The following is an 18,493-nucleotide window of genomic DNA, read 5'->3' on the forward strand; positions in this document are numbered from 1 at the left end:
CTCATTAACTTAAATGCACATAAAACTATAAACCTATGGATAACATCCTAGATACCGCAAAAACCTGGCTAACCGATTTTTTTGATCCAGCCGTAAAAAAAGAAATTGAACACCTTATCGCTAACGATAAAGAAGAACTGAACGACCGTTTTTATAAAAATATGGAGTTCGGAACCGGCGGAATGAGAGGCGTTATGGGTGTAGGCACCAACCGTATCAACAAATACACGCTTGGTAAGAGTACACAAGGTCTTAGCAATTATTTAAATAAAGTATACCAAGGCGAAGATATTAAAGTAGTCATCGCATTCGATTGTCGTAATAATAGCGACACACTGGCTAGAACGGTTGCCGAAGTATTTTCTGCAAATGGAATCAAAGTATTTCTTTTTTCAGAATTACGTACCACACCAGAACTTTCATTTGCCGTTAGACATCTAAACTGCCATGCCGGTATTGTTTTGACCGCATCTCACAATCCACCAGAATATAATGGTTATAAGGTATATTGGACAGATGGCGGACAAATAGTACCTCCACAGGATGGAGAGATTATTGCCGAAATTAACGCCCTCGGTTTTGAAGATATCAAATTCACTGCCAATGATAGTTTAATTCAAGTAATCGATAAGGAAGTTGATGAAGCTTTTATTTCACAATCAGTTGCTGCCGGTAATTTTAATGCTGCAGGAAAAGATGATTTTAAAATAGTTTTCACATCGCTACACGGCACATCGATCACTGCCATACCCGAAGTATTGAAACTTGGCGGGTATGAAAACGTAACTATAATTGAAGAACAAGCCAAACCAGACGGAAACTTTCCAACGGTTAAATCTCCTAATCCAGAAGAATCAGAAGCACTTTCAATGGCCGTAAAAAAGGCTGAAGAAATTGGTGCGGACATGGTTGTAGGTACAGATCCTGATAGCGACCGTTTAGGCATTGCGGTACGAAACCTTGACGGTGAAATGGAAATTGTTAACGGAAACCAGGCTATGGTTCTAATGACAAAGTTTCTTCTAGAAAAGAGAAAAGAAAAAGGCTTCAAAGGCAATGAGTTTATTGCTACAACTATAGTTTCTACTCCAATGATGGAAGCCATGGCGAAAGCATACGGAGTAGAATTTAAAACTTCTTTGACCGGATTTAAATGGATCGGCAAAATGATTAAAGATTTCCCCGAGTCCGATTTTATCGGTGGTGGCGAAGAGAGTTTTGGTTATATGGTAGGTGATTTTGTTCGCGATAAAGATGCGGTTACCTCTACCCTATTGGCTTGTGAAATTGCTAGCCAAGCAAAAGCTAATGGTAGTTCTTTTTACAAAGACTTAATTCAATGTTATGTTGATTATGGATTTTATAAAGAGCATTTAGTTTCCATCACTAAAAAAGGTATTAGTGGTGCCGAAGAAATTAAGCAGATGTTGAAGGACTTTAAAGAAAACCCGGTGGAATCTGTTGCTGGTTCTAAAGTAAAGTGGATTGAAGATTACAACACTTCAATTGCTAAAAATGTATTGACCGGTGAAGAAAAAGCTATTGATATTCCAAAATCTAACGTATTAATCTACGAAACGGAAGATGGTACTAGAATAGCAGCAAGACCTAGCGGCACAGAACCTAAGGTTAAATTCTACATCAGCACCAATACGAAATTGCAAAAAACTGAAGATTATAAAAAAGTAGCAGCAGAACTTGATCAAAAGATCAAGAACATACTTGCTGAGCTTAATTTAGCTTAATGAACTATTTCAAAAAGATTCTTCGCTTTGCGAAGCCTTACAAGGTATATGCTATTTTAAACATTATATCTAACATCTTTTATGCACTGTTTTCAACATTGGCAATGATATCATTATTTCCAATGTTGAACGTGCTTTTTAAACAAACGGAAAAAATATATACCAAACCACAGTGGGATGGTATTACCGGATTAAAAGATTATGTAACCGATTCGCTAAATTTTTATATAACGGAACAAAGCCAGCATAGTGACCCTGGTGAAGTTCTTATGCTCATGGTGGGGTTGATCATTACCATGTTCTTGCTAAAAAATCTTTTCAATTACCTAGCTATGTATTTCATTACTTTTTTACGTAATGGTGTACTTAAGGACTTACGTAACGAGCTTTACGATAAAACAGTAGAATTACCCATCTCCTATTATTCGGAAAAAAGGAAAGGTGACACTATTGCCCGTATTACTTCAGATGTCTTAGAAATTCAACATTCTTTCTTATCTATATTGGAATTAATTGTTAGAGAGCCGCTTACCATAATTTTCACCATTATAGCCATGCTCGCAATAAGTCCGAAATTGACATTATTTGTTTTTCTATTTCTTCCCCTCTCCGGCTTTTTAATTTCACTAATCGGAAAATCATTAAAGCGAAAATCGGACAAGGTTCAAAATGAACAAGGTTATTTCTTATCTATTTTAGAGGAAACATTAGGTGGCTTACGAGTTATAAAAGCTTTTAATTCAGAATCTGTATTTGCGAAGAAATTTCAAGCTTCCACTAAACGATTTTTTAATTTTTCAAATAGCTTGTTGAACAGACAAAATTTAGCGTCACCAACAAGTGAATTTTTCGGTATTGCCGCTATAGGTGTAATCCTTTGGTATGGCGGACAAATGGTACTTGTAGAAAAAACGCTTGAAGCGGAACTATTCATTACTTACATGGCATTGTCATACCAAATACTGACTCCGGCAAAGGCAATTAGTAAAGCATCTTACGGAGTTAAAAAAGGAAATGCAGCGGCAGAACGTGTTTTAGAGATTTTAGAAACTGAAAATCCTATTTCCGAGATTGAGAATCCCATTCAACAAAATACCTTTGATACGGCTGTAAATATCAATAATATTTCATTTAAATATGAAGATGAGTACGTCTTAAAAAACTTTAACCTAATCGTTGAAAAAGGTAAGACGGTAGCCCTAGTAGGTCAATCTGGTAGTGGAAAAAGCACCATTGCCAATCTTGTAACGCGTTTTTACGATGTTAACGAAGGAGATATTAGCATTGATGGAAACAACATCAAAAACCTAAGTAAAAAATCGCTTCGTGGTTTGTTAGGGTTGGTTACTCAAGATTCAATACTCTTCAATGATACGGTTAAAAATAATATAGGGTTAGGTAAAGAAAATGCTACGGAAGAAGAAATAATAGCGGCCGCAAAAATTGCCAATGCACATGATTTCATCATGGAATTACCAAATGGGTACAACACTAATATTGGTGATAGCGGTAATAAATTAAGTGGTGGTCAAAAACAGCGTCTATCCATTTCGAGGGCTGTTCTAAAGAATCCTCCAATAATGATTTTAGACGAAGCAACATCCGCTTTAGATACCGAGAGTGAACGATTGGTACAAGATGCCCTAGAAAAGATGATGATGAATAGAACTTCGATCGTTATTGCACATAGACTTTCTACTATTCAAAACGCAGATACTATTGTAGTGCTACAAAAAGGAGAAATTGTAGAGCAAGGTACACACAATGAACTTTTAGAGCTTAACGGTACATATCATAAGCTGGTGCAAATGCAATCTTTGGCTTAAATAGCAGATAACGACGATTAAAATTAGATTAAATTACCACAAGATTAAACCTTTAGCCAACTTCTTGGTCTAAAGATAAACAAACCTCATTTCTAAGTGATCGAAGAGGAAACATTAGTATTGGATTTAAAAACTAAAAGCAAGCAAGCGCAAGCTTTTGAGGTATTGGTAAATACCTATAAAGAGCGTCTGTATTGGCAAATACGTAGTATTGTTTTAAACCATGATGATGCCGATGATGTACTACAAAACACCTTTATAAAAGTTTATAAAAATATTGACGGATTTAAAGGTGATAGTAAATTATTTTCTTGGATGTACCGTATTGCCACCAACGAGGCTTTAAATTTTATAAAGCAAAGAGCAAAAATACAAGGCGTATCGGATACCAACTACCAAGATAGATTAGTTGAAAATTTAGAAGCAGACGTTTATTTTGAAGGAGACGAAATTCAACTTCAACTTCAAAAGGCAATTGCTACATTACCTGAAAAGCAAAAATTGGTTTTTAACATGAAGTATTTTCAGGAGCTGAAGTATGAGGAAATTTCTGAAATATTGAACACTTCTGTTGGCGGCTTAAAAGCTTCTTACCACCTAGCGGTGAAAAAACTTGAACAGTATTTAAAAGAAGATTAAACCTTTTATATAATTGAGTGTCAAACTTGTATCATGAACAAAAAAAATAACATTCCGTTTAAAACTCCAGAAGGCTATTTCAATAGCTTCGAGGAAAGGTTGATGGATAAATTGTCTCAACCTGAAAGTTCTTTTCCAGAAGAAAGTGCGTTTAAGGTTCCTGACAATTATTTTGAGTCGTTCAATGAAAGGTTAAATAACAAGCTTGAGAATGAATCAAAAGTAATTCCGCTTTTTCCAATTAAGAAAATTATTGCTGTAGCCGCGTCGATTGCTGCAATTGCCCTAATTGCCTTAGGGTACGATTGGAACAGTGAACAAGAACTAAGTTTTAGCGACTTGGCGAATACCGATATTGAAGCCTATTTTGAAAATAACGATTTTGAATTGTCTCCTTACGAGATAGCCGAAGTTCTACCGGTAACGAATACCGAGTTTTCAGATTTTTTAAACGCTCCTATTGAGAGCGATAACCTTCTCGATTACTTAAATGAAAATGTAAGTGATTTTGACGAATTAAATTTTTACGATAATGAATAGACTTGTACTTATTATATTTCTGTTTGTCTCCACTATTTCTTTTTCACAAAGAAATCAAGATTGGGAAAAGATAAATACCCTTAAAGTAGCTTTCATAACCGAAAAACTCTCTTTAAGCAGTAAAGAAGCACAAGATTTTTGGCCTGTTTACAACAAATATCAAGAGGATAGAAATAAATTACGAAAAAAGAATCACGACCAAATTAGAGGTAAAATAAAAGATGCCGATGGTCTTACCGAAAAAGAGGCAGAAAACCTCTTGGCCTTACATATTAAAATTGAAGAGGAAGAGGAAGCTCTGGATACTAAATTCCTAAAAGACGTAAGCAAAGTTATAACCGCAAAAAAGACGTTGTTATTACTGCGATCGGAAGAAGAGTTTAAGCGTCAATTAATGAAGCAATATCGTCAAAACAAAGGCGGTAGATAACTATTTGAACACGAGTTTTGCAATTCGGTTCTTTCCTGCCGCATATGCAACGGAATCATTTTGAAATCGAATCGTATAAAAAGATTCGTCAGATAGTTCTTTCCAACTTTCGCCCATATCATAGGAATATGATATGCCCGTAAACCCTACTGCAATCAATTCTTTACCATTTGAATTTGGTACAAATTGCACACAACTTTTATACCCTGGCTGCTTACCATTTGCCAATAATTTCCAGGTTTTTCCTCCATCGGTTGTTATTGCCTTATTTGCCATTGCATTTTCTGGTTTCGTATAGTCACCACCAAAAGCAACCCCTAAATTTTCATCGTAAAAATCAATTGAATAGATTCCTTCGGTCGGTTCATTATTTATAATGGGCGTTCGGTAAGTTTTCCATGTCTTTCCTTTATCCGAAGAAAATAATATTCGCCCAGCCGTGGTTGCCATCCAAATGTTGTTGCCAATAGTCTTAATATTGGTATTGCTTGCTGCAAAAGCTCCTTCACCCTCAATACCTACCGGTAATTGCGAACAGGGTAATTTTGACCATGATTTTCCGCCATCCGATGTTATTATAACACTCAAACATCCATCAACCGTATCGCCCAATGCGATTCCGTCCATATCGTTCAAAAAAGTCATGGAATCATAAAAAACGCCCTCTCCCTCCTCTTTGTATACCAATTCCATTTGTCCGTTTTCTCCCGTTTTATACAACAAAGCAGGCGATTCTATCGACAGCATGAAAAAATCTGATGAAGTATGGGCTATTGCTCTATAAGCGGGAATACCGGTATGATATTTTTGAATGTTCGTTCTTATTTTACCCGTTGAGAAATCAACAGTACCAAACGCACCCTTGTTAGCTGCAAATGCCAAACTATTCCCCATTATTTCAATGGCCCTAATACTTATAGAATCTGAATAAACCGGCTCTATCTTGACCGAACTAAAGGGCACGCGCTGTACACTTTCTGAACATGAAACCATTAAAATTACCAGAAGAATGATGTAACGCATGTAAATAAGGTATAAAGTTTATCAAAAATAAATGGAATCGCTTCTAAAACAATACCTTTGCAGCCATAATTTTTTGGAGGATAAAAGCCTATATCAATTAAATTGAAATTAATAACGGCTTCAAATCTTCTGACATTGTAACAATAACACTTCTAATGAAATTACACAGAAATTTGGTGTTTGCCGTAATAGATGCGCTTAACCTTATATTTAACGAAAACCAGTATGCCGACAAGGTAGTTCAAAAAGTATTAAAATTCGATAAACGCTGGGGTTCGCGAGATCGTGGTTTTATTGCGGAAACTACGTATGAAATGGTGCGCTATAAACGCCTTTATGCTGAGATAGCAGAAGTTAAAGCTCCTTTTAGCAGACCGGATCTATTTCGCATGTGGGCGGTTTGGGCTGTTTTAAAAGGAATTAAACTACCTGATTGGAAACAAATAGAACCAACACCCGAAAGAAGGATTAAAGGAAAATTCGACGAACTTTCGCAAATTAGAAAATTTAGGGAAGCGGTTCCGGATTGGATAGACGAGCTTGGAGAAAAAGCTTTAGGAGATAAATTATGGACAGAGGAGCTTGCCAAATTAAATGAGCCAGCAGAAGTAATTTTACGTACCAATACCTTAAAAACAAACAAGGAAACTTTACGCAAAGCACTGTTGGACGAAAATATAGTTGCCGAGCCCATTAAAGGCTATCCTTCTGCTTTAAAGCTAGTTGAAAGAGCCAATGTTTTTGTAACCCAAGCTTTTAAGAACGGTATGTTTGAAGTTCAAGATGCCTCTTCACAGTTAGTGTCAGACTTTTTGGATATTGAACCAGGACAACGCGTTGTAGACACATGTGCCGGTGCCGGTGGAAAATCTTTGCATTTAGCGGCTTTAATGGAAAACAAGGGACAATTAATTTCTATGGATATCTATGGAAGTAAATTGAAAGAACTTAAAAGAAGGGCTAGACGTAATGGCGCCCATAACATTGAAGTTCGCGAAATAGATTCTACAAAAGTGTATAAGAAACTTTACGGCAGTGCAGATAGAGTTCTTATCGATGCCCCTTGTACAGGATTGGGTGTGCTAAGAAGAAACCCAGATTCTAAATGGAAAATGCAACCGGAGTTTCTAGACAAAATTGTAAAGACACAGCACGAAATCATTAGAAACTACAGTAAAATTGTAAAACCAGGCGGAAAAATGGTATACGCTACCTGTTCTATTTTACCTCAAGAGAACAGTCATCAAGTACAGTCGTTCTTAAAATCAGAGGAAGGAAAGGATTTTAGTTTGGTAAAGGACAAAAAAATATATGCTTCTAAAAGCGGATATGATGGCTTTTACATGGCATTATTGGAAAAAAGTATTTAATCGTCAGAGTGACAATGAAAAAAGCCTTTCCGTTCTAAGCAACGGAAAGGCTTTTTTAATGGATAGTATCTACTCACCTATTTCTTTAGCGTTGGATATTCTACTCCTAATTGCTCTAAATATGTATCATATTTAGTTTCATCATAATAGTATTTTTCCAAGTCCGGTCTAAATTGGTCTTGCTTGTCTTTATTTAAGTAGATAGGAGGCATATCACTTTCCGATATCATAGGTTGGTATTTCGTTTCTTTCTGCTGCTCGTTATTGAAATAATCCCAAGCCCCTTCTAACAAATCTGGCTTTAATAAAAAGTCGATAATGGTCATAGCCTCTACCTTAGCTCCTGCCACCACACCTTTATGCGCTATTGGTGTAGCCATAGCAATAGCATTACTCCAATGATGACCTTGTAATCCTGGTATATTTGACGGAAACCTCAACGTAACCGTTGGTACTTTCCATGATATATCTCCAATATCATCAGAACCACCACTTATGGGCTCCAATACAGGTAGTCCCAAATCGGACAACTTAGTTGGCAAACCTTCTATTTTTTCCGAATTGACTTCAGTCTGTACCGCTTTTGCCAGTTTTTGGTCCGCATCAGACCACTCTGGCAAACCAACTTCTTTAATATTTTCATACATGGTTTCCGCTATAACCTTATTATAATGTCTAGGCCATGCCGTTCCCAAAACCTTTGATGTCATTGTTGTCCCAGTCATTAGAGCAGCTCCTTTGGCCATATCGTTAGCCATTGCATACATTTCCATAATTCCCTCATATTTGATATCTCTAAAATAAAACCAAATGGAAGCTTTTGAAGGTACCACGTTAGGTTGATCACCTGAATCGGTGAATATGGAATGAGACCGTTTTAAGGGATGTAAATGCTCTCTCTTATAATTCCATGCAACATTCATAAGTTCCGCTGCATCCAAAGCACTTTTTCCTCTCCAAGGTGAGCCTGCAGAATGGGCTGCTTCGCCATCAAAACTAAATTCTACAGATATGAGACCCGTACCTCTTGTTGGACCGTAAGACACCCCTAGGTTATTACCCACATGAGTAAAAATACACATGTCAATATCATCAAAAAGTCCATCTCTAACATACCAAGCTTTTGCTGCCACCAATTCTTCAGCTATACCCGGCCACACTAATAGTGTACCGCCAATATTTTCACGCTCCATAATTTTCTTGACCGCCAAGGCAGATGAAATATTCATCGGAATACCCGAATTATGACCCTCTCCATGACCGGGAGCGCCTTCCACTATAGGTTTATGATATGCTACACCTGGATATTGGGATGCCTTTGGTATACAATCAACATCACTACCTAAAGCAATTATTGGTCCGTCACCATTACTCCAAGTAGCGAACCACGCCGTTGGTATTCCTGAAATAGAATGTTCTATTTCAAACCCGTTCTCAGAAAGAATACCCGTTAAATATTTAGAGGATTCAATTTCCTGAAATCCAAGTTCAGAAAAACTGAATATCTTATCGACCATAACTTGCGATAATTTTTTATTCTCATCAACAAGGGTCGAGACTTCAGATTTTAATTTTTCGATCTGTTTATTTGATCGTTTCTTTTGTGCATATGTACCTAATAAGGTCAACATACAACACATCACAGTAAATAAGGTAGTTTTTTGTTTCATTTTAGTTTGAATTAGTTACTAAAAGGTACATAAATTCATTGGTACATGAGCGGTACCCCTGAATTTTTATCTAATTCAAAACTTACTAAGCTATTTTTGTAATTATAGAAATTTTAGCGCTATTGAAATGTCGTTTTAAGAAAGCACATCAAAACAATTTTAAAAAAGAGGTAATTGCTGATTCTGTGGTAGGTCAACAACCTCAACTTTCTCTTTGGTTTGTTTTTGCCCCCACTTGGTCATTGCCAGAACAACTGGCAAAAGAGATTTCCCCAAAGGCGTTAACGTATATTCTACACGAGGTGGCATTTCCCCATAAAGGGTACGATCAAGAATACCGGTCTTTTCCAACGACTTTAATTGCTTGCTTAGCATTTGCCTATTAATACCCTCAATCTCATTGAAAAGTTTATTAAAACGGTTGGTTCCTTTAGCAACATGATATAGAATAACAGGTTTCCACTTACCACCTATCATTTCCATACAATATTCGAGAGCCTTAGGTTCTAAATTTTCTTTTGCCATTTTGTTTTTTATATTTTCCACTTACAATTGTAGCTATCTCACTATAAATTTAATAAACTCTAAAAATCAGACTTAAACAAAGCCAACTGTAATTGTCTACATTTTAGACCTATAAAGTAAAACTTGAGCAGGATTTTAGATTTTGACGGATAAAGATAAAACAATATCTCATTAATTTCATTAACAATCAGTGTTTAAAAGTGTTTTAAATTCCCGTAAATCTTAGCTTGTAAAACCTTAATTTTGTACTTTAAAAATCAATACCAGACACACGAAAATGATTCACTTTTTTGGGGAACCTACAATTAAGGTTTTTGCGGTACAGACCGCTAAGGAGCTTTCATCTGAAGATACAAATAAATTGATATGGTTGTTTGGCAACCAACCAAAAATAAATGCGGCGTCTCTTGACGCCTTTTTTGTTGGTCCAAGGGCTGCAATGATTACTCCTTGGAGTACCAATGCTACCGAAATTACTCAAAACATGGGTATTGCCGGTATTATTCGTATTGAGGAATTCAATACAGTGGAAGAGAATTTCATGGGCTTTGACCCAATGATTTCCCAAAAGTATAAGGTCCTAGATCAAGATATCTTTACTATTCACGTAGAGCCAAAACCCATTCTGAATATTGAGGACATTAGCGCTTTCAACAAACAAGAAGGTTTAGCGCTTAACGATGAAGAGGTAGAATATCTAGAAAACCTTAGTAAAAAACTGAGTAGAAAGTTAACCGATTCTGAAGTTTTTGGTTTTAGCCAAGTAAACTCAGAGCATTGTAGACACAAAATATTCAATGGTACTTTTGTTATTGACGGCAAAGAGATGCCCACTTCCCTTTTCAAGCTAATTAAAAAGACATCACAAGAATTCCCAAATGATATTGTATCTGCCTATAAGGACAATGTAGCTTTTGTTAAAGGACCAAAAGTGGTACAGTTTGCACCTAAAAGTGCTGATAAGCCAGATATTTATCAAGAAAAAGAATTTGATTCCGTTATCTCGTTAAAAGCGGAAACCCACAATTTCCCAACTACCGTAGAGCCTTTTAATGGTGCGGCAACGGGTGCTGGTGGAGAAATCAGAGATAGATTGGCTGGTGGTAAAGGATCTTTACCATTAGCAGGTACAGCGGTTTATATGACAGCATATAGCCGATTAGAAAAAGATAGACCTTGGGAGAAAGGAATGACCGAAAGAGATTGGTTGTACCAAACACCTATGGATATCCTTATAAAAGCTTCTAATGGCGCTTCCGATTTTGGAAATAAATTTGGTCAGCCATTAATTTCTGGATCTGTATTGACGTTCGAGTACGATGAAAATTCATCTCCATTTGATTCATCCGAAGAAAACAAAAATACTACTACCTCAAATCACCGTAAGCTTGGCTATGATAAAGTTATTATGCAAGCGGGCGGTATAGGTTACGGCAAAATAGAACAAGCTATAAAGGCTGAACCAGAAACGGGTAATAAAATTGTAATTCTAGGTGGTGACAATTATAGAATTGGTATGGGTGGTGCTGCAGTTTCTAGTGCCGATACCGGAGAATTCAGTTCTGCTATAGAATTGAACGCAGTACAACGTTCAAATCCTGAAATGCAAAAAAGAGCTGCCAACGCTATTCGCGGTATGGTAGAAAGTGAGGAAAACACCATTGTCTCCATTCATGATCACGGAGCTGGCGGACACCTCAATTGCTTGTCAGAACTTGTTGAGGAAACTGGCGGTAATATAGATTTGGATAAGTTACCTGTGGGTGACCCTACCTTATCCGCCAAAGAAATTATAGGTAATGAGTCTCAAGAACGAATGGGACTTGTTATTGGAAAAAAGGATATTGATTTACTTCAACGTATTGCAGATAGAGAGCGATCGCCAATGTACGAAGTTGGTGATGTAACCGGTGATGACCGTTTTACTTTCGAATCAAAGACTAATGGTGCAAAACCTATGGATCTGGAATTATCGGACATGTTCGGTAGCTCGCCCAAGACCATATTGACAGATAACACGGTCGAAAGAAACTATGCAAACGCTAACTATTCGCTTGAATTTTTTCATGATTATTTAGACGCCGTACTCCAGCTTGAAGCTGTCGCTAGTAAAGACTGGTTAACGAACAAGGTTGACCGTTGTGTTGGTGGTCGCGTTGCTAAACAACAATGTGCTGGCCCATTACAATTACCACTTAACAATTGTGGTGTAATGGCGTTGGATTTTAAAGGTAAGGAAGGTATTGCCACAAGTATTGGGCACTCCCCTATTTCTGCCCTTATAGACCCATCTGCCGGAAGTAAAAATAGTATTGCAGAATCTTTGACCAATCTTATTTGGGCACCGTTAAAAGACGGATTGGCTTCTGTTTCATTATCTGCAAACTGGATGTGGCCTTGTAAAAATGAAGGTGAAGATGCCCGTTTATACAAAGCGGTTCAAGCGGTTTCTGACTTTGCCATTGAATTAGGTATCAATGTACCTACAGGAAAGGACTCACTTTCCATGAAACAAAAATATAAGGATGGCGATGTTATCTCTCCAGGTACGGTGGTCATTTCCGCTGCCGGAAATTGTAGCGATATCAATAAGGTAATTGAACCTGTATTACAAAAAGATGCCGGATCTATTTACTACATCAACCTTTCTAAAGATGCTTTTAAATTAGGTGGTTCTTCGTTCTCACAAACCAGAAACAGCATTGGTAGCGAAACACCAACGATTACCGATTCCGCTTACTTTAAAACTGTTTTTAACACAATTCAATCTTTAATTAAAGATGATAAAATTGTTGCAGGACATGATGTTGCATCTGGCGGACTGATCACTACATTACTTGAGCTTTGTTTTGCCGATATAGATTTAGGTGCAAATCTTGACCTTACAGCGCTAGGTGAATCTGATACCATTAAAGTACTGTTCTCTGAAAACGCAGGTATTGTTTTACAGGCAAAAGATGATAGTATTGAATCCGTTTTTGAATCGAATAAGATAGATGCCATTAAATTAGGCACCACTATAAACAAAGCTGTTCTTACCATAAAAAATAATGGTATGGAAATGGGCTTGAACATTGAGACCCTTCGCGATACCTGGTTTAAGACATCTTACCTATTAGATAATCAACAAACCGCAAATGGTTTGGCAAAAGATAGATTTGACAATTATAAAGTTCAACCATTAGTATATAATTTTCCAACTGCCACTACATTGAAGCTACCAGGCAGAGCTATTAATGAATCAGCAACTAGACCTAAAGCTGCTATTCTTCGTGAGAAAGGGAGTAATTCTGAGCGCGAAATGGCAAATGCGATGTACTTGGCAGGATTTGATGTTAAGGATGTTCACATGACGGACCTTATCTCGGGTCGTGAGAATTTAGAGGATATTCAGTTTCTAGGTGCCGTTGGTGGGTTCTCCAATTCCGATGTGCTAGGTAGTGCAAAAGGATGGGCAGGAGCCATTAAGTACAACGAAAAGGCCAATACGGTTATTAAAAACTTCTTTGCTAGACCAGATACATTATCGGTTGGCATTTGCAACGGATGCCAATTGTTCATGGAGTTGGATTTAATTAATCCTGAGCATGAAACGCACGGTAAAATGACATACAACGATTCTCATAAACATGAGAGCAATTTTACTTCGGTGGAAATACAAAAGAACAATTCGGTTATGCTATCCTCATTAGAAGGAAGCAAACTGGGCGTTTGGATCTCTCATGGTGAAGGTAAATTTTCACTACCACAATCTGAAGACAACTATGATATTGTTGCTAAATATGGTTACGAAGGCTATCCGGCAAACCCTAATGGCAGTGACTTTAATACCGCTATGCTTTGTGACAAAACAGGGCGTCATCTTGTGACCATGCCACATATAGAGCGTTCTATTTTTCCGTGGAACTGGGCGCATTATCCAGCAGATAGAAATGATGAAGTTTCACCATGGATCACTGCTTTTATTAATGCCAAAGAATGGTTACTTAATCAGAAATAATTACAACCTATTATAACCACAAAAGCTGTGTACTTCCAATAAATTGGATACACAGCTTTTTACTTCAACCAAAACATATTATCGCACCAATAGCCTTCCACTCCATGTTTTTTCTTTGGAGTTTTGAAGTTTATAGAGGTACAGCCCTGGGGCCAAATCTTTTCTTTGAACAATTATCTCATTTTGCCCGGCAATACTTTCTCCTTCCAAATGGTGACTACCGATCAACCTTCCGCTAAGAGAATATAGATCCAACTCATAAGTATCTGCATCTTCCTCGTAAAAGTATAGGCTTGTACTTTCTACCATAGGATTAGGATATACAACAGATTTGTTTAAATCTGTATCCACAAATTCCTGACCTGGCTCTCTGTTATGAAAATCAACATTTTGCAGCTCCATAGATTTTTCTTCAGCATAACCATTCTCTGCAATCAAATTGAAAGACAATACTTTAATATCAGAAAAATCGGTTGCTTCACCAGATTCATTTGTAAAATCATCTGTAGAAAGCGTGTATACTTTAAGTTCACTATCTAATGTAATAGTAGTCTTATAAATTGAACCATCACCTTTGATCAGCTGCACATCTAAGTTCGATGTACCTTTTGCCTCAAAACTAATCTTAGAATAATCACTTAAATCAACTGCAGTAAACCTAGGATTCAAGGCTCTGTACACACCTAAATAATTACTGGTTGTACCACCAAGTTTAATATTTCTTTCTATAGGATAACCATCGCCTACGTAAGGTCCTTCAGCAGGTAAAACTTCGTAAGTGGATACCGTAGTTCCATCGGCAGAATCATCTAAGCCCCATGGAGCATCGGCAACAAATAAATCATCTGGCGTAGCACCTGCCCCAGTGCTAATTCTAAAGCCAAGATCAAACAGTGTACCTGTTTTCAACGCTACAGAATCTAAATATCCATCTATATCAGCAGAAACTCCTAATACTTCGGTATCACTTGTTTCGGTAAGCTTTAGCCCTCCTTCTAAATTGATACTTTCAGAATTATTGTTGTTCACGATATTTAATAAAACCTCGCCGTTTTTATAACTAGCAGATTTTACAAAAACAGGTGGCGGTGTAGATCCCGTATATTCAGATATTTCTGAATTGGCTTCTAAAAGATCTAGTATTTCATCAGCCAATAATAATAAGTCATCTACTGAATTTGACCAAATTTGAAAATTGTAAAATGAGGTATCATTTGTGTAGGCATCAATATTCCAGTGAGATTCTACAGTAAAGTTCCCTGCTGAATTTACCCTAGCCGAAAAAGTTAAGGCAAATTCCAGACTACCATCTGGTTGCTTGATGATAGATTTAATAAAGTCCTTTTCCCTTAATTGAATATTACTTACAGATAACAATTGAGCGCCTAAAAAACGGTCACAAATAAATTTACTGTGTTCATAAACCTTATTATCGGTTTTGATGACCATAAGCGACCCCAGATTTTCAGTGCCATTTAAATAATCAACCGAGTAAATATCTGAAGCATTGGTCAAGTCCAACAGGTCGCTAGGTGAAGATTCAATAGTACTGGTCTCACCTACTACCCCTAATGGTACCAAAGAGTTCAATGGAATATTATTTACATCATTCTTTGAACTTAGACCGTAAAATGCATTTTTAACAAGCTTTTTAGCCTTTGTTTTATCGAATACATAGTTGGTCTTGGCACGGTTAAAATTTCTTTTGCTTATCAAATTCGCTAGTCTGTCGTTACTTTCCAGTCCTCCCTTATTGGCACTAGAAGTGGTAACTATTACGGGGCAAGCAGCTACACCAGAACATGAAGGATCATCACAATCCACAAGCCCATCACCATCATCATCTATTCCATTTAAACAGTCTTCTTGAGGTACAGGTGCCGTAGGGCAACGCGCACCATCATTACTAGATGCTGCTGGACCAAATGCAAATATGTTAGATTGTATGACACCTAAGGTGATGTCTTGAACATTATCAATTTTATAAACAGAACCAGTTTGGTTGGCAGAAATATAAAAGTTACCATCAACATCAAAGTAAACGGCACCAAACGTATATTTTAAACCATCAAGAATAGGAACAGCACCCAAATTATAAACCGTACCCGTTTCTGGGTCTATTTTATATAATAATCTAGTACTACCCTCTACTGTATATAGCATACCATCGGCTGCATTAAAAGCCCAGTCGGCTATTCCCATACTCTGACTTAATTGAAATTGACCCAAGTATTCTAAATACGTATCCGATTCAGGGTTGATGTCTACCTTATAATATGATGAGCCGCCAGCTTTAAAATAATAAATTCCATCTGGAGATATATCGCCAACATATTTATTACCCGTTGGCAATTCTGGTATTGTATATTGATCAACTGAATAATCCTTACCTATTCTTACTATTGTACTAGATGGTGTAGAAAGATAACCCCACAAATAACCGTCTGTTGGATTATAGCCCACACCGTTTACATTACCCGATGTTATATTTTCAGCTACCAAATAAGAACTGCCCGAGGCAAGATCTAAGGCATAGATATCATTATACTGAAATAAATATGCGTTGTAATCGCAATTAAAAGGTTCTGATTGCGCCATCAACGTCAATCCTGAAAAAGAGACGAGAAATATTGCAATAGACTTAAAAAATGTTTTCGTTAAGTAGTTTTTTTTCATGTTTTCTACGATTTGGGATAATAATCTTCCATACAAACCTAACCTTATTTAATAAAGAAAATTCCTACAAAAGGTTGAGATGTATACATAACACGCTCAATAACAATTTATTGTGGTCGAATGGCAAAAATCGATACAATACCACCTAAACTACTCGAATTAAGAATATTGTAATAAGAAGCTGATTTATTTAATAATACAATTTTAAAATATCGAGTTCTTTCACTATTTTGCAATTCTTATTATAAATTAAGTATGCAAAAAGTTACCCGTCTTTTTGACTTTCCATATTATCAGCTAGAAAAGCATGCCTTGAAAAAGGCTTTGGTGTCAAAAAAAAATGGAACGTGGATTAGTACATCTACACAAGAATATATCAACAAAGCAAATGCTATTAGCCGTGGCTTATTACGACTAGGCGTGCAGCCCAATGATAAAATTGCGGTTATTTCGCTCACGAACAGAACTGAGTGGAATATCATGGATATCGGTATATTACAATTAGGTGCCCAGAATGTACCGGTTTACCCTACCATTTCGGAAGAGGATTATGCCTATGTTTTAAATCACTCCGAAGCTAAATACTGTTTTGTCTCTTGTGGAGAAGTACATGATAAAGTAGTTTCAATAAAGGACCAGGTGCCGAGCCTACAGAACATTTTTTCTTTTGACGATCTTTCCAATTGCGACAATTGGGAAAAAGTATTGGAGCTTGGTGCCGATACCGCTAACCAAGAGGAGGTTGAAAAATTAAAGAATGAAGTTACTCCAGAAGATTTGGCGACACTTATCTATACTTCTGGTACTACCGGAAGACCTAAAGGTGTTATGCTATCTCACAACAACCTGGTTAGTAATGCAATTGAAAGTTCTAAACGTTTTCCAATAGTTGACGGTGAAACCAAGGCGTTAAGCTTTTTACCTCTTTGCCATGTTTATGAGCGAATGCTAATTTACCTGTATCAATTTAGAGGTGTTACCATATACTATGCAGAATCACTGGATAAAATTAGCGACAACTTAAAAGAAACGAGTCCGCATGTGATGACAGCGGTACCAAGACTTTTAGAAAAAGTTTACGATAAAATTTATGCCAAAGGAACAGAACTTACCGGTTTAAAAAAGAAATTATTTTTCTGGGCAGTGGAACTTGGTTTAAAATATGAACCATACGGTAAAAATGGTTGGTGGTATGAAACTCAGCTTTCCATAGCCCGAAAACTTATTTTTAGTAAATGGAAAGAAGGCTTGGGTGGCAACCTTAGTTTAATAGCTTCAGGTAGTGCCGCTTTACAACCAAGATTATCAAGAATTTTCAATGCGGCGGAATTTGGTTTAATGGAAGGTTACGGTTTATCTGAAACATCACCTGTAGTTTCGGTAAATGATATGCGCGATGGCGGATTTAAAATTGGCACAGTCGGCAAACCCATTGACCGTACCGAGGTTAAGATTGCGCAAGACGGAGAAATCTGTATTAAAGGTCCACAAGTAATGCTGGGCTATTATAAAGATGAGAAAAAAACCAAAGAAGTAATTGTTGACGGTTATTTTTTAACAGGAGATATTGGCGAACTTGATAGTGAAGGCTTCCTTAAAATTACTGATCGTAAAAAAGAAATGTTCAAAACTTCGGGTGGTAAGTATGTTGCTCCTCAATTGTTAGAGAATCGTTTTAAACAATCTAGATTTATAGAGCAGATAATGGTAGTTGGTGAAGGTGAAAAAATGCCTGCTGCCCTTATACAACCAGATTTTGAATTTTTGCAGGAATGGGCGGCGATACATAAAATTGATATACCCGTAAATTCCGATATCATAAAAAACGAAAAAGTATTGGCTCGTTATCAGCAAGAAATTGATGAAGCCAATGAGAAATTTGCTAAATGGGAAAAAGTAAAACAGTTTAGACTTACCCCAGATGTTTGGAGTATTGATGGTGGTCATTTGACCCCAACCATGAAACTGAAAAGAAAAGTTATCAAGGAAAAATATATTTCCCTTTACAATGATATCTACGAGCGATAATAAATTAAGATAACAGTTCAA

At 36.8% G+C, this 18,493-nt stretch carries 12 protein-coding genes; 8 read left to right on the top strand and 4 right to left on the bottom strand.

Annotation, left to right across the window (positions count from 1 at the left end; genetic code table 11):
- Window positions 1-35 precede the first annotated feature (35 nt).
- From DCS95_RS03025 to DCS95_RS03045, 5 genes are all read left to right on the top strand, one after another.
- A complete protein-coding gene (locus tag DCS95_RS03025) occupies window positions 36-1,745 on the top strand; it encodes a phospho-sugar mutase (RefSeq protein ID WP_116769347.1) in 1,710 nt (569 codons plus the stop codon).
- Window positions 1,745-3,571, top strand: coding sequence for an ABC transporter ATP-binding protein (locus tag DCS95_RS03030; RefSeq protein ID WP_116769348.1), 1,827 nt, complete (start codon window positions 1,745-1,747; stop codon window positions 3,569-3,571). The genes DCS95_RS03025 and DCS95_RS03030 overlap by 1 nt, the downstream gene beginning before the upstream one ends.
- Before the next feature lie 96 nt (window positions 3,572-3,667).
- On the top strand, window positions 3,668-4,210 hold the full coding sequence (locus DCS95_RS03035) for an RNA polymerase sigma factor (RefSeq protein WP_116769349.1): 543 nt from the start codon (window positions 3,668-3,670) through the stop codon (window positions 4,208-4,210).
- 33 nt (window positions 4,211-4,243) lie between these two features.
- Complete coding sequence (locus DCS95_RS03040; RefSeq protein ID WP_116769350.1) at window positions 4,244-4,750, top strand: hypothetical protein; 507 nt, start codon at window positions 4,244-4,246, stop codon at window positions 4,748-4,750.
- Window positions 4,743-5,180, top strand: a complete 438-nt coding sequence (locus DCS95_RS03045; RefSeq protein ID WP_116769351.1) for a hypothetical protein — start codon at window positions 4,743-4,745, stop codon at window positions 5,178-5,180. Before DCS95_RS03040 ends, DCS95_RS03045 begins: the two co-directional genes overlap by 8 nt.
- On the opposite strand, the gene DCS95_RS03050 is transcribed toward DCS95_RS03045, so the two are convergent.
- Window positions 5,181-6,203, bottom strand: a complete 1,023-nt coding sequence (locus tag DCS95_RS03050; protein ID WP_116769352.1) for a WD40/YVTN/BNR-like repeat-containing protein — start codon at window positions 6,201-6,203, stop codon at window positions 5,181-5,183.
- Window positions 6,204-6,358: 155 nt separating this feature from the next.
- On the opposite strand from DCS95_RS03050, the gene DCS95_RS03055 reads away from it, so the two are divergent.
- A complete protein-coding gene (locus tag DCS95_RS03055) occupies window positions 6,359-7,573 on the top strand; it encodes an RsmB/NOP family class I SAM-dependent RNA methyltransferase (protein WP_116769353.1) in 1,215 nt (404 codons plus the stop codon).
- Window positions 7,574-7,650: 77 nt separating this feature from the next.
- Here the strand turns inward: DCS95_RS03055 and DCS95_RS03060 are convergent, their stop codons facing one another.
- Window positions 7,651-9,243 (bottom strand): zinc-binding metallopeptidase family protein, encoded by a 1,593-nt coding sequence (locus tag DCS95_RS03060; protein ID WP_116769354.1) that lies wholly within the window; start codon window positions 9,241-9,243, stop codon window positions 7,651-7,653.
- 159 nt (window positions 9,244-9,402) lie between these two features.
- Window positions 9,403-9,768: a winged helix-turn-helix transcriptional regulator gene (locus tag DCS95_RS03065; protein WP_116769355.1), complete on the bottom strand. Its 366-nt coding sequence runs from the start codon at window positions 9,766-9,768 to the stop codon at window positions 9,403-9,405.
- Between the two features lie 277 nt (window positions 9,769-10,045).
- Between DCS95_RS03065 and purL the strand changes: the two genes are divergently transcribed.
- On the top strand, window positions 10,046-13,768 hold the full coding sequence (gene purL, locus DCS95_RS03070; RefSeq protein ID WP_116769356.1) for a phosphoribosylformylglycinamidine synthase: 3,723 nt from the start codon (window positions 10,046-10,048) through the stop codon (window positions 13,766-13,768).
- Between the two features lie 78 nt (window positions 13,769-13,846).
- On the opposite strand, the gene DCS95_RS03075 is transcribed toward purL, so the two are convergent.
- Window positions 13,847-16,444, bottom strand: coding sequence for a DUF6923 family protein (locus DCS95_RS03075; protein ID WP_116769357.1), 2,598 nt, complete (start codon window positions 16,442-16,444; stop codon window positions 13,847-13,849).
- Between the two features lie 255 nt (window positions 16,445-16,699).
- Between DCS95_RS03075 and DCS95_RS03080 the strand changes: the two genes are divergently transcribed.
- Entirely contained in the window at window positions 16,700-18,472 is a 1,773-nt protein-coding gene (locus DCS95_RS03080) for an AMP-dependent synthetase/ligase (protein ID WP_116769358.1), read from the top strand.
- Window positions 18,473-18,493 lie beyond the last annotated feature (21 nt).

The organism is Maribacter litoralis, assembly GCF_003075045.1.
In the GTDB taxonomy this organism is placed as follows: Bacteria; Bacteroidota; Bacteroidia; order Flavobacteriales; family Flavobacteriaceae; genus Maribacter; species Maribacter litoralis.

Coding starts and splice junctions, on each gene's coding strand:
- DCS95_RS03025 (WP_116769347.1), top strand. CDS start 36: ATGGATAACATCCTAGATACCGCAAAAACCTGGCTAACCGATTTTTTT.
- DCS95_RS03030 (WP_116769348.1), top strand. CDS start 1,745: ATGAACTATTTCAAAAAGATTCTTCGCTTTGCGAAGCCTTACAAGGTA.
- DCS95_RS03040 (WP_116769350.1), top strand. CDS start 4,244: ATGAACAAAAAAAATAACATTCCGTTTAAAACTCCAGAAGGCTATTTC.
- DCS95_RS03045 (WP_116769351.1), top strand. CDS start 4,743: ATGAATAGACTTGTACTTATTATATTTCTGTTTGTCTCCACTATTTCT.
- DCS95_RS03050 (WP_116769352.1), bottom strand. CDS start 6,203: ATGCGTTACATCATTCTTCTGGTAATTTTAATGGTTTCATGTTCAGAA.
- DCS95_RS03055 (WP_116769353.1), top strand. CDS start 6,359: ATGAAATTACACAGAAATTTGGTGTTTGCCGTAATAGATGCGCTTAAC.
- DCS95_RS03060 (WP_116769354.1), bottom strand. CDS start 9,243: ATGAAACAAAAAACTACCTTATTTACTGTGATGTGTTGTATGTTGACC.
- DCS95_RS03065 (WP_116769355.1), bottom strand. CDS start 9,768: ATGGCAAAAGAAAATTTAGAACCTAAGGCTCTCGAATATTGTATGGAA.
- purL (WP_116769356.1), top strand. CDS start 10,046: ATGATTCACTTTTTTGGGGAACCTACAATTAAGGTTTTTGCGGTACAG.
- DCS95_RS03075 (WP_116769357.1), bottom strand. CDS start 16,444: ATGAAAAAAAACTACTTAACGAAAACATTTTTTAAGTCTATTGCAATA.
- DCS95_RS03080 (WP_116769358.1), top strand. CDS start 16,700: ATGCAAAAAGTTACCCGTCTTTTTGACTTTCCATATTATCAGCTAGAA.